The 17995-nt window shown below is 60.9% G+C and carries 15 protein-coding genes and 3 pseudogenes; 7 read left to right on the top strand and 11 right to left on the bottom strand.

Annotation, left to right across the window (positions count from 1 at the left end):
* Nucleotides 1-1628 (bottom strand): autotransporter-associated beta strand repeat-containing protein (locus tag BI292_RS02845; protein ID WP_256592606.1); only part of this gene is annotated, 1628 nt, incomplete at its 3' end.
* Nucleotides 1629-1640: 12 nt separating this feature from the next.
* Nucleotides 1641-1919 (bottom strand): hypothetical protein, encoded by a 279-nt coding sequence (locus tag BI292_RS28745; protein ID WP_157831202.1) that lies wholly within the window; start codon nucleotides 1917-1919, stop codon nucleotides 1641-1643.
* A 215-nt stretch (nucleotides 1920-2134) separates the two neighbouring features.
* Between BI292_RS28745 and BI292_RS02840 the strand changes: the two genes are divergently transcribed.
* Both BI292_RS02840 and BI292_RS02835 read left to right on the top strand, forming a co-directional pair.
* Entirely contained in the window at nucleotides 2135-3091 is a 957-nt protein-coding gene (locus BI292_RS02840; RefSeq protein WP_101206916.1) for a nucleoside-specific channel-forming protein Tsx, read from the top strand.
* A gap of 10 nt (nucleotides 3092-3101) precedes the next feature.
* Entirely contained in the window at nucleotides 3102-4136 is a 1035-nt protein-coding gene (locus BI292_RS02835) for a purine nucleoside permease (RefSeq protein ID WP_101206915.1), read from the top strand.
* 553 nt (nucleotides 4137-4689) lie between these two features.
* Here the strand turns inward: BI292_RS02835 and BI292_RS02830 are convergent.
* The 3 genes from BI292_RS02830 to BI292_RS02820 form a co-directional block, all read right to left on the bottom strand.
* Nucleotides 4690-5646: a zinc-binding alcohol dehydrogenase family protein gene (locus BI292_RS02830; RefSeq protein ID WP_101206914.1), complete on the bottom strand. Its 957-nt coding sequence runs from the start codon at nucleotides 5644-5646 to the stop codon at nucleotides 4690-4692.
* Nucleotides 5647-5677: 31 nt separating this feature from the next.
* Nucleotides 5678-5851, bottom strand: coding sequence for a DUF1427 family protein (locus tag BI292_RS02825; RefSeq protein WP_101206913.1), 174 nt, complete (start codon nucleotides 5849-5851; stop codon nucleotides 5678-5680).
* Nucleotides 5852-6060: 209 nt separating this feature from the next.
* Complete coding sequence (locus BI292_RS02820; protein ID WP_092279834.1) at nucleotides 6061-6849, bottom strand: helix-turn-helix transcriptional regulator; 789 nt, start codon at nucleotides 6847-6849, stop codon at nucleotides 6061-6063.
* Nucleotides 6850-6994: 145 nt separating this feature from the next.
* Here BI292_RS02820 and BI292_RS02815 point away from each other — a divergent pair, with 145 nt between their 5' ends.
* The gene (locus BI292_RS02815) at nucleotides 6995-7222 is read left to right on the top strand and encodes a DUF6555 family protein (protein WP_101206912.1); all 228 of its coding nucleotides are present in this window, start codon (nucleotides 6995-6997) and stop codon (nucleotides 7220-7222) included.
* A 98-nt stretch (nucleotides 7223-7320) separates the two neighbouring features.
* On the opposite strand, the gene BI292_RS02810 is transcribed toward BI292_RS02815, so the two are convergent.
* From BI292_RS02810 to BI292_RS02800, 3 genes are all read right to left on the bottom strand, one after another.
* Nucleotides 7321-7485 (bottom strand): metallothionein, encoded by a 165-nt coding sequence (locus BI292_RS02810; protein ID WP_101206911.1) that lies wholly within the window; start codon nucleotides 7483-7485, stop codon nucleotides 7321-7323.
* Between the two features lie 143 nt (nucleotides 7486-7628).
* Nucleotides 7629-8084 carry a DMT family transporter gene (locus BI292_RS02805; RefSeq protein WP_101206917.1) on the bottom strand — a complete coding sequence of 152 codons (456 nt, stop codon included), beginning with the start codon at nucleotides 8082-8084 and terminating at the stop codon, nucleotides 7629-7631.
* Between the two features lie 2 nt (nucleotides 8085-8086).
* A complete protein-coding gene (locus BI292_RS02800) occupies nucleotides 8087-8581 on the bottom strand; it encodes a DMT family transporter (protein WP_101206910.1) in 495 nt (164 codons plus the stop codon).
* A 230-nt stretch (nucleotides 8582-8811) separates the two neighbouring features.
* On the opposite strand from BI292_RS02800, the gene BI292_RS02790 reads away from it, so the two are divergent.
* Entirely contained in the window at nucleotides 8812-9747 is a 936-nt protein-coding gene (locus tag BI292_RS02790; protein WP_101206908.1) for a LysR family transcriptional regulator, read from the top strand.
* A 215-nt stretch (nucleotides 9748-9962) separates the two neighbouring features.
* On the opposite strand, the pseudogene BI292_RS29425 reads toward BI292_RS02790, so the two are convergent.
* The 3 genes and pseudogenes from BI292_RS29425 to BI292_RS02780 all read right to left on the bottom strand — a co-directional run.
* Nucleotides 9963-10529 (bottom strand): annotated as a pseudogene (locus BI292_RS29425) (methyl-accepting chemotaxis protein); the annotation flags it as partial.
* A gap of 339 nt (nucleotides 10530-10868) precedes the next feature.
* Nucleotides 10869-11639: pseudogene (locus tag BI292_RS29420) on the bottom strand (cache domain-containing protein); the annotation flags it as partial.
* A 253-nt stretch (nucleotides 11640-11892) separates the two neighbouring features.
* Nucleotides 11893-13212 carry a Na+/H+ antiporter family protein gene (locus BI292_RS02780; RefSeq protein WP_167370484.1) on the bottom strand — a complete coding sequence of 440 codons (1320 nt, stop codon included), beginning with the start codon at nucleotides 13210-13212 and terminating at the stop codon, nucleotides 11893-11895.
* Nucleotides 13213-13562: 350 nt separating this feature from the next.
* On the opposite strand from BI292_RS02780, the pseudogene BI292_RS29415 reads away from it, so the two are divergent.
* The 3 genes and pseudogenes from BI292_RS29415 to BI292_RS02770 all read left to right on the top strand — a co-directional run.
* Nucleotides 13563-14852: pseudogene (locus tag BI292_RS29415) on the top strand (HAMP domain-containing protein); the annotation flags it as partial.
* Nucleotides 14853-14954: 102 nt separating this feature from the next.
* Nucleotides 14955-15710, top strand: coding sequence for a methyl-accepting chemotaxis protein (locus BI292_RS29410; RefSeq protein ID WP_371918703.1), 756 nt, complete (start codon nucleotides 14955-14957; stop codon nucleotides 15708-15710).
* A 524-nt stretch (nucleotides 15711-16234) separates the two neighbouring features.
* Nucleotides 16235-17911 (top strand): MFS transporter, encoded by a 1677-nt coding sequence (locus BI292_RS02770; RefSeq protein WP_092279816.1) that lies wholly within the window; start codon nucleotides 16235-16237, stop codon nucleotides 17909-17911.
* Nucleotides 17912-17995 lie beyond the last annotated feature (84 nt).

The following is a 17995-nucleotide window of genomic DNA, read 5'->3' as shown; positions in this document are numbered from 1 at the left end:
GTGTCGAGGTTGGCCGCCGCGTTAACGTTCAACGCACCGCTGCCGAGCGTATTGTTGTTGGCGAGGCTGAGGGTGCCTGCATTGAGGTCGGTGCTGCCGCTGTAACTGGCGTTGTTGCCGGTCAGCGCCAGGGTGCCGCTGCCGTTTTTCGAGATGCCGCCAGCGCCGCTGATCGCACCCGCGAGGGTTAGGCTGCCGACGCCGGAAGTGCCGAGCGCGCTGTTGAGCACCAAGGCATTGTTCAGCGTGACAGTGCCGGGCGCTTGCAGAACGGTCGAACCGCCGACGGTGACCGTGCCGGTGCTGAACGCCTGATCATTGCCCAGTTGCACTGAGCCGCCGTTGAGGGTGGTGCTGCCCAAATAGGTATTGGCGCCATTGAGGATCAGTTGGCCGGTGCCAGTCTTGGTCAGGCCGCCGCTGCCGCTGATCACGTTGCCGAGCGTAACGGCGTTGCTGCCCATCAGTTGCAAACCGCTGGCGCCGAGGTTGATCAGGTTGCTCAGGGTCAAGCCGCCAGTGCTCGCCTGCAACCCGCCGCCATTGGCCGTCAGTACGCCGCTGCCGAACGCCGCGCTGTTGTTGAATTGGGCGATACCGCCATTGAGCGTGGTGCTGCCGGTGACCACCGGACCTTGCAGCGTCCAGGTGCCGCTGTTGACCGTCAGGTTGTTGAAGTTGACGTAGTTGTCGCTGGACACCGTGCCGGCCCCGGTGGTGCCGCCGCCGAGGCCAATCGGGTTCTGCAGGGTCAACGTGTTGACCCCGCCAGCGCCGCCGTCAATCTGCCCGGTCGGTGCGAAGGTCAGGTTGACGCCGAGCAGCCCGCCCAATGCCAGGCCGATGCCGCCGCCAGCGGAAATGGTTGAACCGGTAATCGCGGTGAAGGTGTTGGTGCTGCCCGCCCCCATCGACACGCCGCCACTGATGTTGCCGGAGTTGGTGAAGGTATTGCCGCTGGCCGAGGTTTCGAACGCCATGCGCCCAGTGATTGTGCCGGCGTTGATCACGTTGACTTGAGAACCACCAGTGACCGCGACGATCGGCGTGTCGGCGGGAAACAGCGTCAGGCCCGCCAGAGAGACCGAGCCGAGGCTGCCGTTGTTGACGATGTTGGTGCTGCCGCCAACGCCGTTACTGAGGTTCAGCGCCATGCCGTTGAGGCTGGCCAGGTTGACGCCCAGCAAGGCGCCGGTACCGCGAATGATCCCGGTGGCGGCGTTGCTGATGTTGACCACCGAAGCGCCGGTATTGCCGATGACCGCGCCCGTGCTTAACACGCTGAGTGCGCCGAGTAACGAAGGGTCAATGGTCCCGGCGTTGTTCAACGTGATGTTGTTGCCCGTGAGGGTCAACGCCTGCCCGCCCAGGGTGGCGTTGAGTTGCGCGCCGGCATTGACGTTGACGGTGAGGTCATTCACCGCGCTGGAGAAGGTGTTGAGAAACAGCGGCAACGACGGCACGCCGCTACAGGTCACCGTCGCACCCGCCGTCGGGCTGGCGGGCGTACACGCGGCCATCGCTTGCGGGCTGACAACCCCGACAAACACGCCAACAATGCTCAGGCGTACGGCAAGAAAAAGTGGGGATACGCGCGAAATCGGGGCGATGACGGATCTCAAGTCCACGGGCAATTCCTTTTACGTGGTTAACCATTCTTCCTTGAAGGGCGTGTGACAGCGGCGTTGTTTTCCGTGAGTGACGACACGCAAATCAAGACTGCGACGGCGTTGTAAACCGTTCAAATCTTCAACCACGGTAGTAGACGCCCGGCGAAGGGACAGCGTCTGGCGCGGGTTAATTAGCATTAATACTTTGGTGATGAAGCGGCTTTTATCCCCTGTGGCAGCGAGCTTGCTCGCGATGGCGATCGTCCAATTCAGCGCTGTAATTCCCTGACCCACCGCCATCGCGAGCACGCTCGCTCCCACAGAAAAGCAGTGTGTTTTCAGGCAAGTTTTCTGGATTGACCGAAGCGACAACAAAAGCCCCGATTCCCGTGATTTTTCATGCAATTGAAATAATTGGTATGAGTTGTGCAAACGTTTGCGAGTCGCCGATCACGGCGTTTTCGCTACATAACCGCGCAAGCCCGAAAACACGGGCCTTCGATTCGCACGAAAAGGGACTTTTAATGCACCACACGTCCAGCCGCGTGACTTGCTCGCGCACTGTCGCTGTTTCCTTGCTACTGGCCAGCGTTACAGGACTACTCAGCAGCACCGTTTTAGCGCAGCCCACCCTCCCCGATGAATCCGCCCAGGGCGAAGCGCTGAGTGTCGAGGCCAGCCCGCCGAAAAAAGGCGCGTACCTGTCGGACTGGTTCAACCAGGACCTGACGGTGATCGGCAGCAAGGACATCAGTTTCGGCCCGCAACCCACCGACGATGTGTACCTGGAGTACGAATACTTCGGGCGCAAGGGGCCGTTCGAGTTGTACGGCTACATCGACATTCCGAAGATTTTCGACATCGGCAACAGCAATGACAAAGGCGCGTGGGACCACGGTTCACCGCTGTTCATGGAACACGAACCGCGCATCTCCATCGACTACCTCGCCGGCCGCAGCCTGGCCATCGGGCCGTTCAAGGAATGGTACGTGGCGTTCGACTGGATCTACGACCACGGCAGCAACACGCGCAACCGCAGCAACACGCTGTACAGCGGTTTGGGCACGGACATCGACACGCACTCGCGGGTCAATCTGTCGGCGAACCTTTACGGTCGTTATCAGTGGGAAAGTTACGGGGCGAGCAACGAGTATTCCTGGGACGGCTACCGCGCCCAGCTGAAATACATCGTGCCGATCAGCAGCTTCAGCAACGGCGCATCGCTGACTTACATCGGCTTCACCAATTTCGATTTCGGCTCGGACTTGCACAAGGACAATCCGGCGCGAACCGCCAACGCCACCGTCGCCACCAACGTCTTGCTGTACTCGTTCACCCACCTGCGCTTCACCCTGGTCGGCCGTTACTTCCACAACGGCGGTAACTGGGAGGATGGCAGCGAACTGAATTTCGGCGACGGCGATTTCCGCGCGCGCTCGGATGGCTGGGGTTATTACGCCGGTATCGGTTATCAATTCTAAGGAGGTTTTTATGAAAGCAATGACGCGTCTTTCTCTGTCCGTTGGCTTGGCTTGCGGCGCTTTTCTCAGTTCAACCGCGTGGGCCGCTGAAGCACCGATTCAGCCGAAAGTGATGCTGATCGCGATGTTCGCCCCTGAGGCGCAAAACTGGATTGATCGCCTGCAGCTCACGCAAGAGGTGCGCGTGCCGGGCCTGTCCGCCGAGTACCCGAACATTCGCTGCAATACGCAGCAGGTGTGTTTGATGGTGACCGGCATGGGCCAGACCAACGCCGCTGCATCGACCTTGGCGCTGGCGCTGTCGCCGAAATTCGATCTGCGCAAAAGCTATTTCCTGATCGCAGGGATTGCCGGGATCAGCCCGAAGCACGGGACCATCGGCACTGCTGCATGGGCGCATTACCTGGTGGAATTCGGCACGCAATGGGAGATCGATTCGCGTGACGCGCCGAAAGACTGGCCGACCGGTTACATCGGCATCAACACCCAAGGCCCGAACCAGAAGCCGCCGCTGGACTACAAGACTGAAGTGTTCGAGCTCAATCCGAAGCTGCAGGCCAAGGCATTTGCGCTGTCGCACAAGGTTGAATTGAGCGAGAGCAAAGAGTCGGCGGCATGGCGTTTGAAATACCCGTCAGCCCCGGCTAATCAACCGCCGGTGGTGACTAAATGCGATACGTTGGCGGGCAATACCTGGTTCTCCGGCACACGTTTGAGTGAACGCGCCGAGGTGTGGACCCAGTTGCTGACGGACAACAAAGGTGAATACTGCACGACGCAGCAGGAAGACAACTCGACGTACGAAGCGCTGCTGCGCGCCAGTCGTGAAGGGCTGGTGGACGTGCAGCGACTGGCCGTGGTGCGCGCCGGTTCCGACTTCGACCGCCCGGCGCCAGGGCAAAGCGAAGTGGACAATCTGCTGAAATACGCCGACCAGGGCGGCTTCGTGCCTGCGCTGGAAAACCTCTACCGCACCGGCAATCCGCTGGTGCAGGACATTTTGAAAAACTGGTCGGCGTGGGAGAAAGGTGTGCCTGAGGCCTGAGTCCTGAGTCCGACTTCAGGACGCCATCGCGAGCAAGCTCGCTCCCACAGGGTGATCGATGTTGGACACAAAATCTGTGTCCACCACACATCCCCTGTAGGAGTGAGCCTGCTCGCGATGAGGCCAGCACATCCAACATCACCGTGCCTGACACACCGCTTTCGCGGGCAAGCCTCGCTCCTACAATTGATCTGTGTTGAACACAAAATCTGTGCCCACCAAAGATCCCCTGTAGGAGTGAGCCTGCTCGCGATGAGGCCAGCACATCAAACATCACCGTGCCTGACACACCGCTTTCGCGGGCAAGCTCACTCCTACAATTGATCTGTGTAGAACACAAAATCTGTGTCCACCGAAGCCCCCCTGTAGGAGTGAGCCTGCTCGCGATTGGGCCAGCACATCCAACATCACCGTGCCTGACACACCGCTTTCGCGGGCAAGCCTCGCTCCTACAATTGATCTGTGTTGGACACAAAATCTGTGCCCTCCGAAGATCTCCCTGTGGGAGCGAGCTTGCTCGCGATTGCGTCAGATCAGGCAACCCAGCTATCAGTCAGGGCAGCAATATCACTTTGTCACCCGCACCCGCGTTCACTTCGGCATATCGCGCCACGCCCTCGGCCAATGGTGATTCCACCAGCCCTTGCGGCAATGGCAGCAAACCCTGATCAAAGAACTTGCCGAACTGGTCCAGCATCGCCGCGCATTCCGCTACCCCGTACAACAACGAATTGATCCCGACCACCGAACCGCCCTTGCGATACAACGCCAGCGCTGGCAATTGCACGTGGCCGTCTACCGGCGCCGCAATGATCGCGATGCGTCCGAACACTGCCAGCGCCGCGACCGAGGCCGGCAACCAGAAACCGGTGGTGTCGAAAATCACCTCGGCGCCGCCGGCAAAAACCGCATTGACCTGCGCGCCAAGGTCTTCAGGTTTGTCCAGTTGCAACGTCTGGTAACCCTGAGCCTGCAACGCCTCGACCTGCTCGACCCGCCGCGCCGCCGCCAATACCTGCGCGCCCCGCACCTTGGCCAATGCCAGCGCCGCAGTGCCGACCGCCCCGCCGCCGATCACCAACAAACGCGTGCCCGCCGTCACCAGACTGCGTTCCAGCGCATCCCACGCCGTGGTGTATGGCACGCCGAGGCTGGCGGCCTGGGCGAAACTCAGGTGCGTCGGTTTCAGCGCCACGCCGTTGGCCGGCAACTTGACGAATTGCGCATGCGAACCGTCAGCGAAAAACCCCAGCTCCCGCCCGGTGCCCCAGACGTCCTGACCGATCAACGCTTGCGGACCTTCCACCACCACCCCGGCGAAATCCCGACCGGGAATTCGCGGCAGTGTGGTGTAAGGGAAACGCCCGAGCACGTTTTTTACATCGCTGGGGTTGAGACCGGCAGCCTTGATTTGCACCAGCACTTCATCGGCGCCAGGCATCGGGGTGGGCACCTCGACGTAGCGCAGGGCCGAGAGGTCGCCGGTGTTGTCGAATTGCAGAGCTTTCATCGCGAGCTTCCATTGATTGAGCGAAGGATGTTCAGGAGATCCAACCGGCGACCCACTGCCGGCCCACCGGCCACAACTGCTCGCCGGCCAACATGCCCAGCAATCCCACCAGCGCAATCGCCGGAGGCGCCGGCGAGCGGAAATTCAGCGCGCCATACAGCAGGCCAACGCCGAGGCCGATGGCCAGCGAGATGAGGTAGTTCATGACAGACTCCGTGGCATTGATTGGGGGAATGCGCAGAGTCTAAAGAAGGGTCGCGAAAGCAATCGGCCAAGGGCTTCTGGCTATCGGCCAAAATCCTGCCAAGCCACAACCCCCTGTAGGAGTGAGCCTGCTCGCGATTGCGGTCGATCAATCAACATCTCTGCCGAAATTAAAACCGCTATCGCGAGCAAGCTCACTCCTACAGGGGGTCAGCGATTGGTCATGAACTGCGACGGCGCCACACCCAGTTCGCGGCGGAACATGTCGCTGAAACTGCTCGGCGAATAGCCCAGTTCGCGGGCAATTGTGCTGACCGCCACGCCCTGAATCAACTCCGCCACCGCCGTCGCCAATTGCACCTGGCGCCGCCATTCGGCGAAGCCCATGCCCAGGCCCTCCTTGAACAAACGCGCCAGCGTGCGCACGCTGGCCCCGGTATTTTCCGCATGTTGTTCAAACGAGATATCCAGCGACGGCGCCGCCATGACCGCCTGACACAGATTGAGCAAGCGCCTGTCAGAATCGTCCGGCAAGGGAATCTTCAGCATCGAACGCTTGGCACGCTGCAGCTCCAGCAACGCCAGACTCACCAGCGCTTCGTAATATTGCGGCGCGTCTGCTGCTGGCTGCGCAGATTGATCGCCCTGCTCCACCAACCCGACAATCAATTCACGCAGCAACCCGCCGACTTCGATCACCTGCACCCGATCATCCAGCGTCGCCGCCAGCGCCGGGCGCAGGTAGATATTGCGCATCTGCAGGTCCGACACCACGCGAATCCCATGCGGCACGCCGGGCGGCAGCCACACCGCGCGTTGCGGCGGCACCACCAGCGCTTCGTGCGGGGTTTCGACCCACATCACGCCGCTCATGGCGTATAACAACTGCCCCCACACATGCGCGTGCGGCTCGATGAACAAGCCGCGCGGATAGGTGCGCGCCAGCGGTTGCACCGGCACATCGGTGTCACTCAAATCGGGCGGTGCGGCGAGGGCCATGGGCAACGTTCATTGGGGTTGGCGGGAATCGCCATGGTAACGGCGCGCCCGGCGTGTCGCCAGCGATGTCACCGTCTGACAATCAGACTGAATTTTCAGCGCCGCCAACGATCCCTCTATTACTACAGGGAGGAATACGGGCTTTATGAACAACGCAAAACTCTTCGTCATTGAATACACCCTTCATGGCGTTCCCAAGTCTTTCATTATTCGTCTGGACAAGATGGATAACGCCGAGGCGTGGCATTGGGCAAGCTGCGACGCCGGGGTTGGGCGAATCCCCAGGTTCGGCCGCGAAAAAGTGCAAAAGACCAGTAAGCCGCTGGCGGAGAAATTCGGCGTCGAGAACGTCTTTTGGCGACCGGCGAAGTAAAAGACACTCAGGGAGACAAGGACGTCAGATACAAAAAGTGGAGCCCGGATGGCTCCACTTTTTGCATCTGGCGTTTGCCTGAAGGCTGTATCTGACGGCTACTTTTGCGAGCACTTGCAGCCTTTGCTCGAACACGCTTCACCGTCTTCATGATGCTTGGCGCAGGCTTCGCAGCAGTAATGCTTGCCGTGCCGCGCGATGGGATGCTCGCCTAGCTTGCACGAGCATTTGGGGCAGTCGCAGGTACTTTCACTGTCGGTCATGGGGCGGACTCCATTGTGATGGTCGTCCGGTGCAACGAATGTGCACCGTATCCCCAGTGTAGAAGCTCATGCAGCAACTGCCGAGCCCGCGAAGCTGCGTTCGGCTGCGCAGCAGTCGCCAATCACTTGCTCAAGTCAGGCGCTCAGGCCTGGGTTCGGGTGCTGCTGCGATACATGAACACCAGCGCCAGCGCCAGGCACACCATCGCGACGATGCGGCTGCCGGACAATTCGATTGCCGGGTTGCCGAGCCAGCCGAAACTGTCGATCAACATGCCCATGCCCAACTGGCCGAGGATCACCGCCACGGTCGCTACGGCTGTGCCGACTCGCGGCACGGCGCCGACCATGACGATCATGTAGATCACGCCGAACAACGCGCCGCTGAGTTGCCATTTCGGCACGTCCAGCAGGCTCACGGCATGCGCCGGTTCGAAAAACAGGATCAACAAACTGGTGACCACAGCGCCGACCGCGAAGGTCAGCAGACTGCTGCGCAACACCCCGACGCTCTCGCCGAGACGGCCGTTGATCGCTGCCTGGATGCTCAGCACCGCACCGGCAGCCACGACCACTGCCAACAAAATAATCAGATTCATCATTAACCCCGAGCGATCAGAACAAGTGCCGCGACAATCAGCAGCAACGCCAGCCAGCGTTCACCGTTGACCTTTTTGCGCGCGGTGCCGAACCAGCCGAAATGGTCGATCAGCACGCTTTTGCCGACTTGTCCGGAGAGGATCGCGATCATGGTCATGGCGACGCCGATGTGCGGCGTGGCCAAGGTCAGCACCACCACGTAGATCGGCCCGAGAATTCCGCCGATCAACTGCCAGCGTGGCAACTCGCTGAGCGCCGGGCCTTGTTGTTTGCCGCTGAACAGCAACAGTAAAAACAGAATCGCCGAGCCAACGCCGAAGATGCTCAGGGTCGCCCACAAATGCCCGACCTGAACCCCGAGCGGCCCGAGCAAACCGGCCTCCACGGAAAGGCCCATGCCGGCCAGAATCACCAGCGGCAACAGCAACAGCCGCAGCCCCGGTTTGGTCGCGGGTGCCGCTGGGGCCGCCGCGGTATCGATTGAAGAAGATTGCATAAGAAATCCTGCCAGTCAGTGAAAGCGCAGATCCACAAAAGCCGGCTTGCTCATGAGCAGTGGCAAACAAGCTCGCTCGCCACAACAGCTGATTTGCCGCAACAGCTCGCTCGCCACAAGAGCAATTCTGCGGATCTGCAAAGTGGCGCGCATTATCGGCTGGCGATCCTTTGCGATAAATGGGAGCATCCGGACAACACTTTTGCGCAACTCGCACAGCAGGATCTTCCATGCACGGGCTCAACGAACTCGGATTCAAGGCACTTCGGCTGTTTGTCGCCGTGCTCGACCACGGCAGTTTCTCCGAAGTCGCCCGCCGCGAAGGCTTGGCGCCCTCCTCGATCTCGCGGCAAATCCAGCTGATGGAACAGGCCCTCAGCCAACAATTGCTCTACCGCCACACCCGCGCCGTCACGCCGACGGAGGCCGGACGCATGCTCGGGCATCACGCGCGGCTGGTGCTGGCGCAACTCGAAGAAGCCGAACAAGCCTTGCAAGAACAGCAAAGCGAACCCAGCGGACTGGTGCGCATCAACGCGCCGGTGGTGTTTGGCCAGCGGCATCTGACGCCGTGGCTCGGGCATCTGTGCGAGCGCTACCCGAAGCTGCAACTGGATATCCAGCAAACCGACAGCTACGTCGACCCGTTGCAGGAAGGCGCCGACCTGCTGTTTCGCATCGGCACGCTGCACGACTCAAGCATGCAGGCGCGCATCCTCGCGCCGCATCGCTTCCAGGTCGCCGCCAGCCCGGCGTACCTGCAACGTCACGGCATCCCGCAACACCCCGCCGACCTCGCCCAGCATCAATGCCTGGCCTACAAAGGAGTGACCGGCCAGCAGCGCTGGTTCTTCCGCCGCGAGCAACAGGACTGGACGCCGTACTCGGTCAAAGGCCCGCTCACCGGCAACCACGCCGACACCCTCACCCAAGCCGCCGAACAAGGCCTGGGGCTAGTGATGTTTCCGTCATGGCTGATCGGCGAAGCGGTGCGCGCCGGCACATTGGTGCCGGTGCTCGGGGAGTATCAAGTGTCCAACAGCCTCGAACCGCAGCAGATCGCCGTCCTGTGGCCAGGCAGTCGGCGGTTGTCGGTGAAGGTCAGGACCGTGATTGATTATTTTGTCGAATGTTTTGGTGCAGTGCCGTACTGGGACAGGCCGTAACAGCGATGCAAATCGCGTTTGTAGGAGCATGGCTTGCCCGCGATGGCGATTTCGAGGACGCCATCGCGAGCAAGCTTTGCTCCCACGGTCGATGGTCGTGACCTTCGTGGCGGATTTGAGACTGCCCGCCGCCCTGTAGGAGCATGGCTTGCCCGCGATGGCGATTTCGAGGACGCCATCGCGAGCAAGCTTTGCTCCTGCAGGTTTTGTTGATATCAGATGCGGAACTGGCCGACCAATTTACCGAGGCGTTGACCCAAATCCGCCAGGCTGCGCGAGGTCTGCGCGCCGAGTTGGGTTTCGTCCGCCACACTGTCTACTGCCACGGCAATTTGATGCACGCTGCGGTTGATCTCTTCGGCCACCGCAGTTTGTTCTTCGGCAGCGCTGGCGATCTGGGCGTTCATTGAGTTGATGGTGCCGATCAGTTGCGCCATCGCGTCCAGCGAAGCGCCCGCTTCGTTGGCCTGCGCCGAGGTGCCGTCGCCGGCCTCGCTGGAACGGCGCATCGCTTCCACCGCCGATTGGGTGCCGGCCTGCAAGCGGTCGATCATCCCCTGAATTTCCTGAGTACTGATTTGCGTGCGGCTGGCCAGTGCTCGTACTTCGTCGGCGACCACTGCAAAACCGCGTCCAGCCTCACCGGCGCGGGCGGCTTCGATAGCCGCGTTGAGCGCCAGCAGGTTGGTTTGCTCGGCGATCGAACGGATCACCCCAAGCACGCTGACGATCGACGACACGTCTTTTTGCAGGCTGTCGAGCGACACGCCGCTGCTGCGAATGTCATCGACCAAAGCATGGATTTTGACGATGCTGCCGGCCACCACGCGTTTGGCGGCCTGGCCTTCGGCGTCGGTTTGCTGGGCGGCGACCGCAGCGTTTTGTGCACTTTTCGCCACTTCCTGCGCGGCGGCGGACATCTGGTTGATCGCCGTGGCGACCTGATCGGTTTCGTGGCGCTGACGTTCCATCGCTTGATCCGAGCGCTGCGCCTGATCGGAAACCTGATTCACCAGCCCGGTCAATTGCGAGGTCATTTCGGTGATCTGGCGCACCAGTCCGTGGATCTTGTCAACGAAGCGGTTGAACGAGCCGGCCAGCTGCCCGAGTTCGTCATCGCTGGTGATGGTCAGGCGCCGGGTCAGGTCGCCCTCGCCGGCCGCGATGTCGTCGAGGTTGGCTTTCATCAGGTTCAGCGGACGCAAAATGGTGTTGGCCAGGAGCATGCCGACCGCGGCAATCACCAGCAACACCACCACAGCGATGCCGATGATGCTCAGCACCACGCCTTCCATGCGCTCGGCAATCTTGGTTTCGACCAGCGCGACTTGCGCTTCGATGCCGTCAAGGTTGACCGAGGTGCCGACCGCCATGTCCCACTTCGCCAAGTAGTCGGTGTAGCCGAGTTTGGGCACCAGCACTTGCGTATTGCCCGGCAGCGGCGAGCTGTATTGCAGATAGTGGGTGCCGTCCTTGGCGACTTTCACCAGGTCGCGGTTGACGTAGACGCCGTTCGGGTCGCGGTTGTCCTTGAAGCTTTGGCCGACGCCTTCGGGGCTGTTGGCCTTGAACAGGCGCACGGTGTTGGAGTCGTAGCCGAAGAAGTAGCCGTCCTTGCCGTAGGTGATGCTCGAGAGCAATTTGATCGCTTGCGCGCGCGCCGCGTCATCGCCGGGGGCGGCCGCGTCGTAGAGCGGTTTGATCGTGGTCATGGCCACGGCGACGTAGCTTTGCAGTGTGGCTTTGGCGTCATTGAGCAGGTTTTGCCGGGTGTCCTCGACCTCTTTGCGCGCCTGATCTTGAAGGATGAACAGCGTGGTCAAGCTGATGATCAAGGCAAAAAGCAGCACCGGGAGAACGGCAAGGGACAGGACTTTAGCCTTCAGGCTCATGCGCATGACGGTTCACTCTTTTTGATTTTATAGGCGAGGTTAAAGGCGTTAACGGCCGGCCGGATCAAAAGTTGAATCGTCATCCGCCGCAGCCCCTGCAGGAGCGAGACTCTGTGGCGAGGGGGCTTGCCCCCGTTGGGTCGCGCAGCGCCCCCCAACATATCTTCAGGAAAACCGCATTGGCAGGTTTTACAACGGCTGCGCAGTCGAACGGGGGCAAGCCCCCTCGCCACAAAAGCAGGATCGCGCGGGGTTACAGGACCATCGCCGCCACCCAGCCGAACGCCAGCAGCGGCAGGTTGTAGTGCAGGAACGTCGGGACCACGGTGTCCCAGATGTGATGGTGCTGGCCATCGATGTTCAGGCCCGATGTCGGCCCGAGGGTCGAATCCGAGGCCGGCGAACCAGTGTCGCCCAAGGCACCGGCCGTGCCGACGATGCACACAATCGCCATCGGGCTGAAGCCCAGTTGCACGCACAGCGGCACAAAAATCGCCGCGAGAATCGGCACCGTGGAAAACGACGAACCGATGCCAATCGTCACCATCAGGCCGACCAGCAACATCAGCAGCGCGCCGATGGCTTTGCTGTGATCGATCCACGCCGCCGCGCTTTCGACCAGCGTGCGCACCTGCCCGGTGGCCTTGAGCACTTCGGCAAAACCCGACGCGGCGATCATGATGAAACCGATCATCGCCATCATTTTCATGCCTTCGGTGAACAGGTCGTCGGTCTCACGCCATTTCACAATCCCCGACACCGAGAAAATCAGAAACCCGGCCAACGCGCCGATGATCATCGAATCCAGCAGCAACTGAATGATGAACGCCGCGGCAATCGCCAGCCCGGCAATGCCTAGGGTCATCGGGTTGTAGGCAACGCTGACCTGCTCGACTTGCTCGATCTTCGCCAGGTCGTAGACGCGTTTTTTCCGGTAGCTGAAAAACACCGCCACCAGCAAGCCGAAAACCATCCCCATCGCCGGAATCGCCATAGCGTGCATGACGTTGATGTGGCTGATATCGACCCCGCTCTTGCTGACGTTGGCCAGCAGAATCTGGTTGAGGAAGATGTTGCCGAAACCGACCGGAAAGACCATGTACGGGGTGATCAGGCCGAAGGTCATGACGCAGGCGATCAAGCGTCGGTCCAGTTGCAGCTTGGTCAGCACGTATAAAAGCGGCGGCACCAGCAACGGAATAAACGCGATATGTATCGGCAGGATGTTCTGCGAAGCGATCGCCACCACCCACAACAGGCCAATCAGCAGCCATTTGACCTGGCGGCCACCGCTGGCATGTTGGCGGTCAACCATCAGCAGGGCTTTGTCGGCCAGCGCGTGGGCGAGGCCGGATTTGGCAATCGCCACGGCGAAAGCGCCGAGCAAGGCGTAGGACAAAGCGACTGTGGCGCCATTGCCGAGCCCGCTGTTGAAGGCTTTGAGCGTGGCGTCGATGCCCAGGCCACCGGTCAGGCCACCCACCAGCGCGCCGACGATCAGCGCGATCACCACATGCACGCGGGACAGGCTGAGCACCAGCATGACGCCGACCGCGGCAATTACAGCATTAATCATCGTTACCTCTGGGCATGCGAAATGACACCGCCCGGCAGTTCGCAAAGCGCCGCCAGCGGAATAAAGGAATGGGTTTTATTAGAGGGCGCGCACTGTGCCGCAGAGTGGCGTCGGTGTCAAAGCGCACATGGTCCGGAAATGTGTAACAGCTTGCGATCACCTGACCGCGCTCTGTAGGAGCGAGGCTTGCCCGCGAAGACGGTGTGTCAGTCAACATGAATGCTGAATGTGCCGCCACCTTCGCGGGCAAGCCTCGCTCCTACAGATTGGATTTGTCCTTAAGAAAGCCGAATCGTGGCCGTTACAGTGCAAAGTCTCAGATAAATATCGAATAAGGACGCCTTTTCATGTCGCTCAGACAGCTCTCCATCCAATGGAAGATCACCCTGCTGGCCGGGCTTTGCCTGGCGGGTATCGTGACGCTTCTGGTGGGTCTTTCGTTGTATCGCATGGAGCACAGCTCTGCGCTGGTGAAGGCGTCGAGCATGCAGATGCTCACCGAATCGGCCCAGGCGCGGATCGAATCCCAAGGTGAAAACCAGGCCCTGAACATTCGTCAGCAGTTCATGGACGCCTATCAATACGGCCACGGCTTCTCGCGCCAGGTGCTGTTTTTGCGCGAGCAGGCCGAGAAGCGTTTTCTCGACGCCTTCGACCTGCGCGAAGACCTGACCCGTCAGGTCAAAGCCGCGCTGCAAGCCAATCCGGAACTGCTCGGTTTGTCGCTGGTGTTTGAAGCCAATGCGCTGGACGGCAAGGATGAATTGTTCGCCGGTCAGGCTGAACTCGGCAGCAACGACAAGGGCCGTTTTGCCTTGTACTGGTCGCAACCGACCGCCGGCAAACTGACCTCGATGTCGCTGCCCGAAAGCGACATGGCCGACATCAGCACCGGCCCCAGCGGTCAGGCCGCCAACGCCTGGTTCACCTGCCCGCGCACCACGCTCAAGCCGTGCGTGATCGAGCCGTATTTCTACGTCATCGACGGCCAGAATGTGCTGATGACCAGCATTGTGTTTCCGCTGATGGTCAACGGCAAAGTCATCGCCTCGCTGTCGGTCGACATCAACCTCAACAGCCTGCAAGCGATCAGCGTCGGCGCGAGCAAAAAGCTCTACGACGGCCAGACCCACGTCAGCATCCTCAGCCCGGTCGGCCTGCTCGCCGGTTACAGCGCCGACGCCAGCAAGCTCAGCCAACGCCTGGACGCCGTCGACAACGTCAACGGCGCCGAGCTGATCCGCCGACTCGCCGCCAGCAGCAACACCGAAAGCCTGCACAACAACGGACAACTGAAAGTGCTGGCGCCGTTCCAGCCGATTCCGGATGGCAAGTCGTGGGGCGTGTTGCTCGACGTGCCGGAAAAAGTCTTGGTCGGCCCGGCCGAAGCGCTGAAAAAACAGCTCGATGAAAGCAACCGCGCGGGCACCCTGATGGAGCTCGGCCTCGGCGTTCTCGCGGCGTTGATCGGTTTGCTGCTGGTGTGGCTGATGGCGCGCAGCGTGACCCGGCCGATCCTCGGCGTGGCGCACATGCTTGAAGACATCGCCAGCGGCGAAGGTGATTTGACCCGCCGGTTGGCTTACGACAAAAAGGACGAACTCGGTCAGTTGGCCGGTTGGTTCAACCGTTTCCTCGACAAGCTGCAACCGATCATTGCCGAGGTGAAACGCTCGGTGCAGGACGCGCGCAGCACCGCCGACCAGTCTTCCGCCATCGCCACCCAGACCAGCGCCGGCATGGAGCAGCAATACCGCCAAGTCGATCAGGTCGCCACCGCGTCCCACGAAATGAGCGCCACCGCCCAGGACGTCGCCCGCAGCGCTGCGCAAGCGGCGCATGCCGCGCGGGATGCAGACGAAGCAACGCGTCAGGGCCTGACCGTGATCGACCGCACCACCGCGAGCATCGACCACCTCGCCGCCGACATGAGCGCGGCGATGGTGCAAGTTGAAGGGCTGGCGGCGAACAGCGAGAAGATCGGTTCGGTGCTGGAAGTGATTCGCGCCATCGCCGAGCAGACCAACCTGCTGGCGCTCAACGCGGCCATCGAAGCGGCGCGCGCCGGTGAGGCCGGACGTGGTTTTGCCGTGGTGGCCGATGAAGTGCGCAACCTGGCGCGGCGCACGCAGGAGTCGGTCGAGGAAACCCGTCTGGTGATCGAGCAGTTGCAAAACGGCACGCAGGAAGTGGTCGGTTCGATGAACAACAGCCATCGCCAGGCGCAGAGCAGCGTCGAGCAAGTCGGCCAAGCCGTGACCGCGCTGCGCCAGATCGGCGATGCGGTGACGGTGATTACCGACATGAACCTGCAAATCGCCAGCGCCGCCGAGGAACAAAGCGCGGTGGCCGAGGAGATCAACAACAACGTCGCAACCATCCGCGACGTCACCGAATCGCTGTCCGGCCAGGCCAATGAATCGGCGCGAGTGAGTCAATCGCTGAACACCCTGGCCAACCAGCAGCAGAGCCTCATGGACCAGTTCCGGGTCTGATTCAAACCTCCCCTCCCACAGGGAATTGGTGCCAGGCCTCGGGGTCCCAGCAACAGATAACCTGTGGGAGCCGAGCTTGCTCGCGATGGCGGCGGTACATTCAGCATCATTGCTGGCTGATAGACCGCCATCGCGAGCAGGCTCACTCCCACAAGGGATTTATGCCAGACCTCGGAATCCCAGCGATAGATAACCTGTGGGAGCCGAGCTTGCTCGCGATGGCGGCGGTACATTCAGCATCATTGCTGGCTGATGAACCGCCATCGCGAGCAGGCTCGGCTCCCACAGGTTTCCCCCCTAATGATCGTTCCCATCCAGCAGGTTTTCCTGTCAATTCCGCTGTTTGAAGTGGCCGAGTGGATATTTGCGCGAAGCTGATTATGCTTTAGGAAACTTCGCAGCAATGCGCGGTTTGTCCGCTTCCCTGCTTCGCGCAATCCAATGTCATCAGCCCCAGGGCCTGGGTGCGGCAATAAGGGTGTGAGGTGCTCCGGCCTACAACAAGAGCAAGACGGAGAAGACCCATGGCCGCAATTGACAACACCACCACGGGCAGCGCGCCCAATCACGGGATCACCAAAGAGGAGCGCAAGGTGATCTTCGCCTCCTCGCTGGGCACCGTGTTCGAATGGTACGACTTCTATTTATACGGCTCCCTCGCGGCGATCATCGCCAAGCACTTCTTTGCCGGCGTCAACGAAACCACCTCGTTCATCTTTGCCCTGCTCGCCTTCGCCGCCGGTTTCGCGGTGCGGCCGTTCGGGGCGATTGTGTTTGGCCGCCTGGGCGACATGATCGGGCGCAAGCACACCTTCCTCATCACCATTGTGATCATGGGCATCTCGACCGCCATCGTCGGTTTCCTCCCCGGCTACGCGACCATTGGCGTCGCGGCGCCGATCATCCTGATCACCCTGCGCCTGCTGCAAGGCCTGGCGCTGGGCGGTGAGTATGGCGGCGCGGCGACTTACGTCGCCGAACATGCACCGAAAGGACGCCGCGGCTTTTTCACTTCGTGGATTCAAACCACCGCAACGCTGGGGCTGTTTCTGTCGCTGCTGGTGATCCTCGCCTGCCGCACTGTGCTGGGCACCGAAGCGTTCGAGGCTTGGGGCTGGCGGATTCCGTTCCTGCTGTCGATCCTGCTGCTGATCGTCTCGGTGTACATCCGCCTGCAACTCAGCGAGTCGCCGGTGTTCCTGAAAATGAAGGCCGAAGGCAAAGCCTCGAAGGCGCCGCTGACCGAATCTTTCGCCCGTTGGGACAACCTCAAAATCGTCATCATGGCGTTGCTCGGCGGCACCGCCGGTCAAGCGGTCGTGTGGTACACCGGGCAGTTCTACGCGCTGTTCTTCCTGTTGCAGACGCTGAAGATCGACCCGCAGACTGCCAACCTGTTGATCGCCGGTTCGCTGCTGATCGGCACGCCGTTCTTTGTGATTTTCGGCAGTCTGTCGGACCGCATCGGTCGCAAGGGCATCATCATGGCCGGCTGTATTCTCGCGGCGCTGACGTACTTTCCGATCTTCCACGCGCTGACCCAGTACGGCAATCCGGACGTGTTCATTGCACAGGAGAAAAATCCGGTGACGGTGATCGCGGATCCCGAGCAGTGCTCGTTCCAGTTCGACCCGGTGGGCAAAGCCAAATTCACCAGTTCCTGCGACTTGGCGAAAACCTTGCTGGCGAAACGCGCGATCCCTTACAAAAATGAAACCGCCGAGCCCGGCACCGTTGCCCAGGTACGGATCGGCGATCGGATGATCCCGAGCTTCGAAGGCAGCAGCCTCGCCGCCGCAGACTTCAAAACCCGCAACGACGCCTTCACCGCGACCCTGAGCGGTGCGCTGAAAGAGGCCGGTTATCCGGAAAAAGCTGACCCGGCGAAAACCAATTACCCGATGGTGTTACTGCTGCTGACGATTCTGGTGATCTACGTGACCATGGTTTACGGGCCGATTGCCGCATGGTTGGTGGAACTGTTTCCGGCGCGGATTCGCTACACCTCGATGTCGCTGCCGTATCACATCGGCAACGGCTGGTTTGGTGGGTTCCTGCCGACGGTGGCGTTCGCGATGGTCGCGGCCACGGGGGATATCTACTACGGGTTGTGGTACCCGATTGTGATCGCGGTGATGACGGCGGTACTGGGGATTTTCTTCATGCCGGAAACCAAGGATCGCGAGATTCACCACACGTAGTCATTGGCTGACATTAAACCCGTGGCGAGGGGGCCCTGTGGCGAGGGGGCTTGCCCCCGTTGGGTCTCGGAGCGTCTTCAAAAA

Origin of the sequence: Pseudomonas sp. 43NM1 (genome assembly GCF_002836905.1) — a bacterium.
Lineage (GTDB): Bacteria > Pseudomonadota > Gammaproteobacteria > Pseudomonadales > Pseudomonadaceae > Aquipseudomonas > Aquipseudomonas prosekii.
Note: the sequence above shows the minus strand (reverse complement) of the source record. Positions and strands in the feature narration are given on the sequence as shown.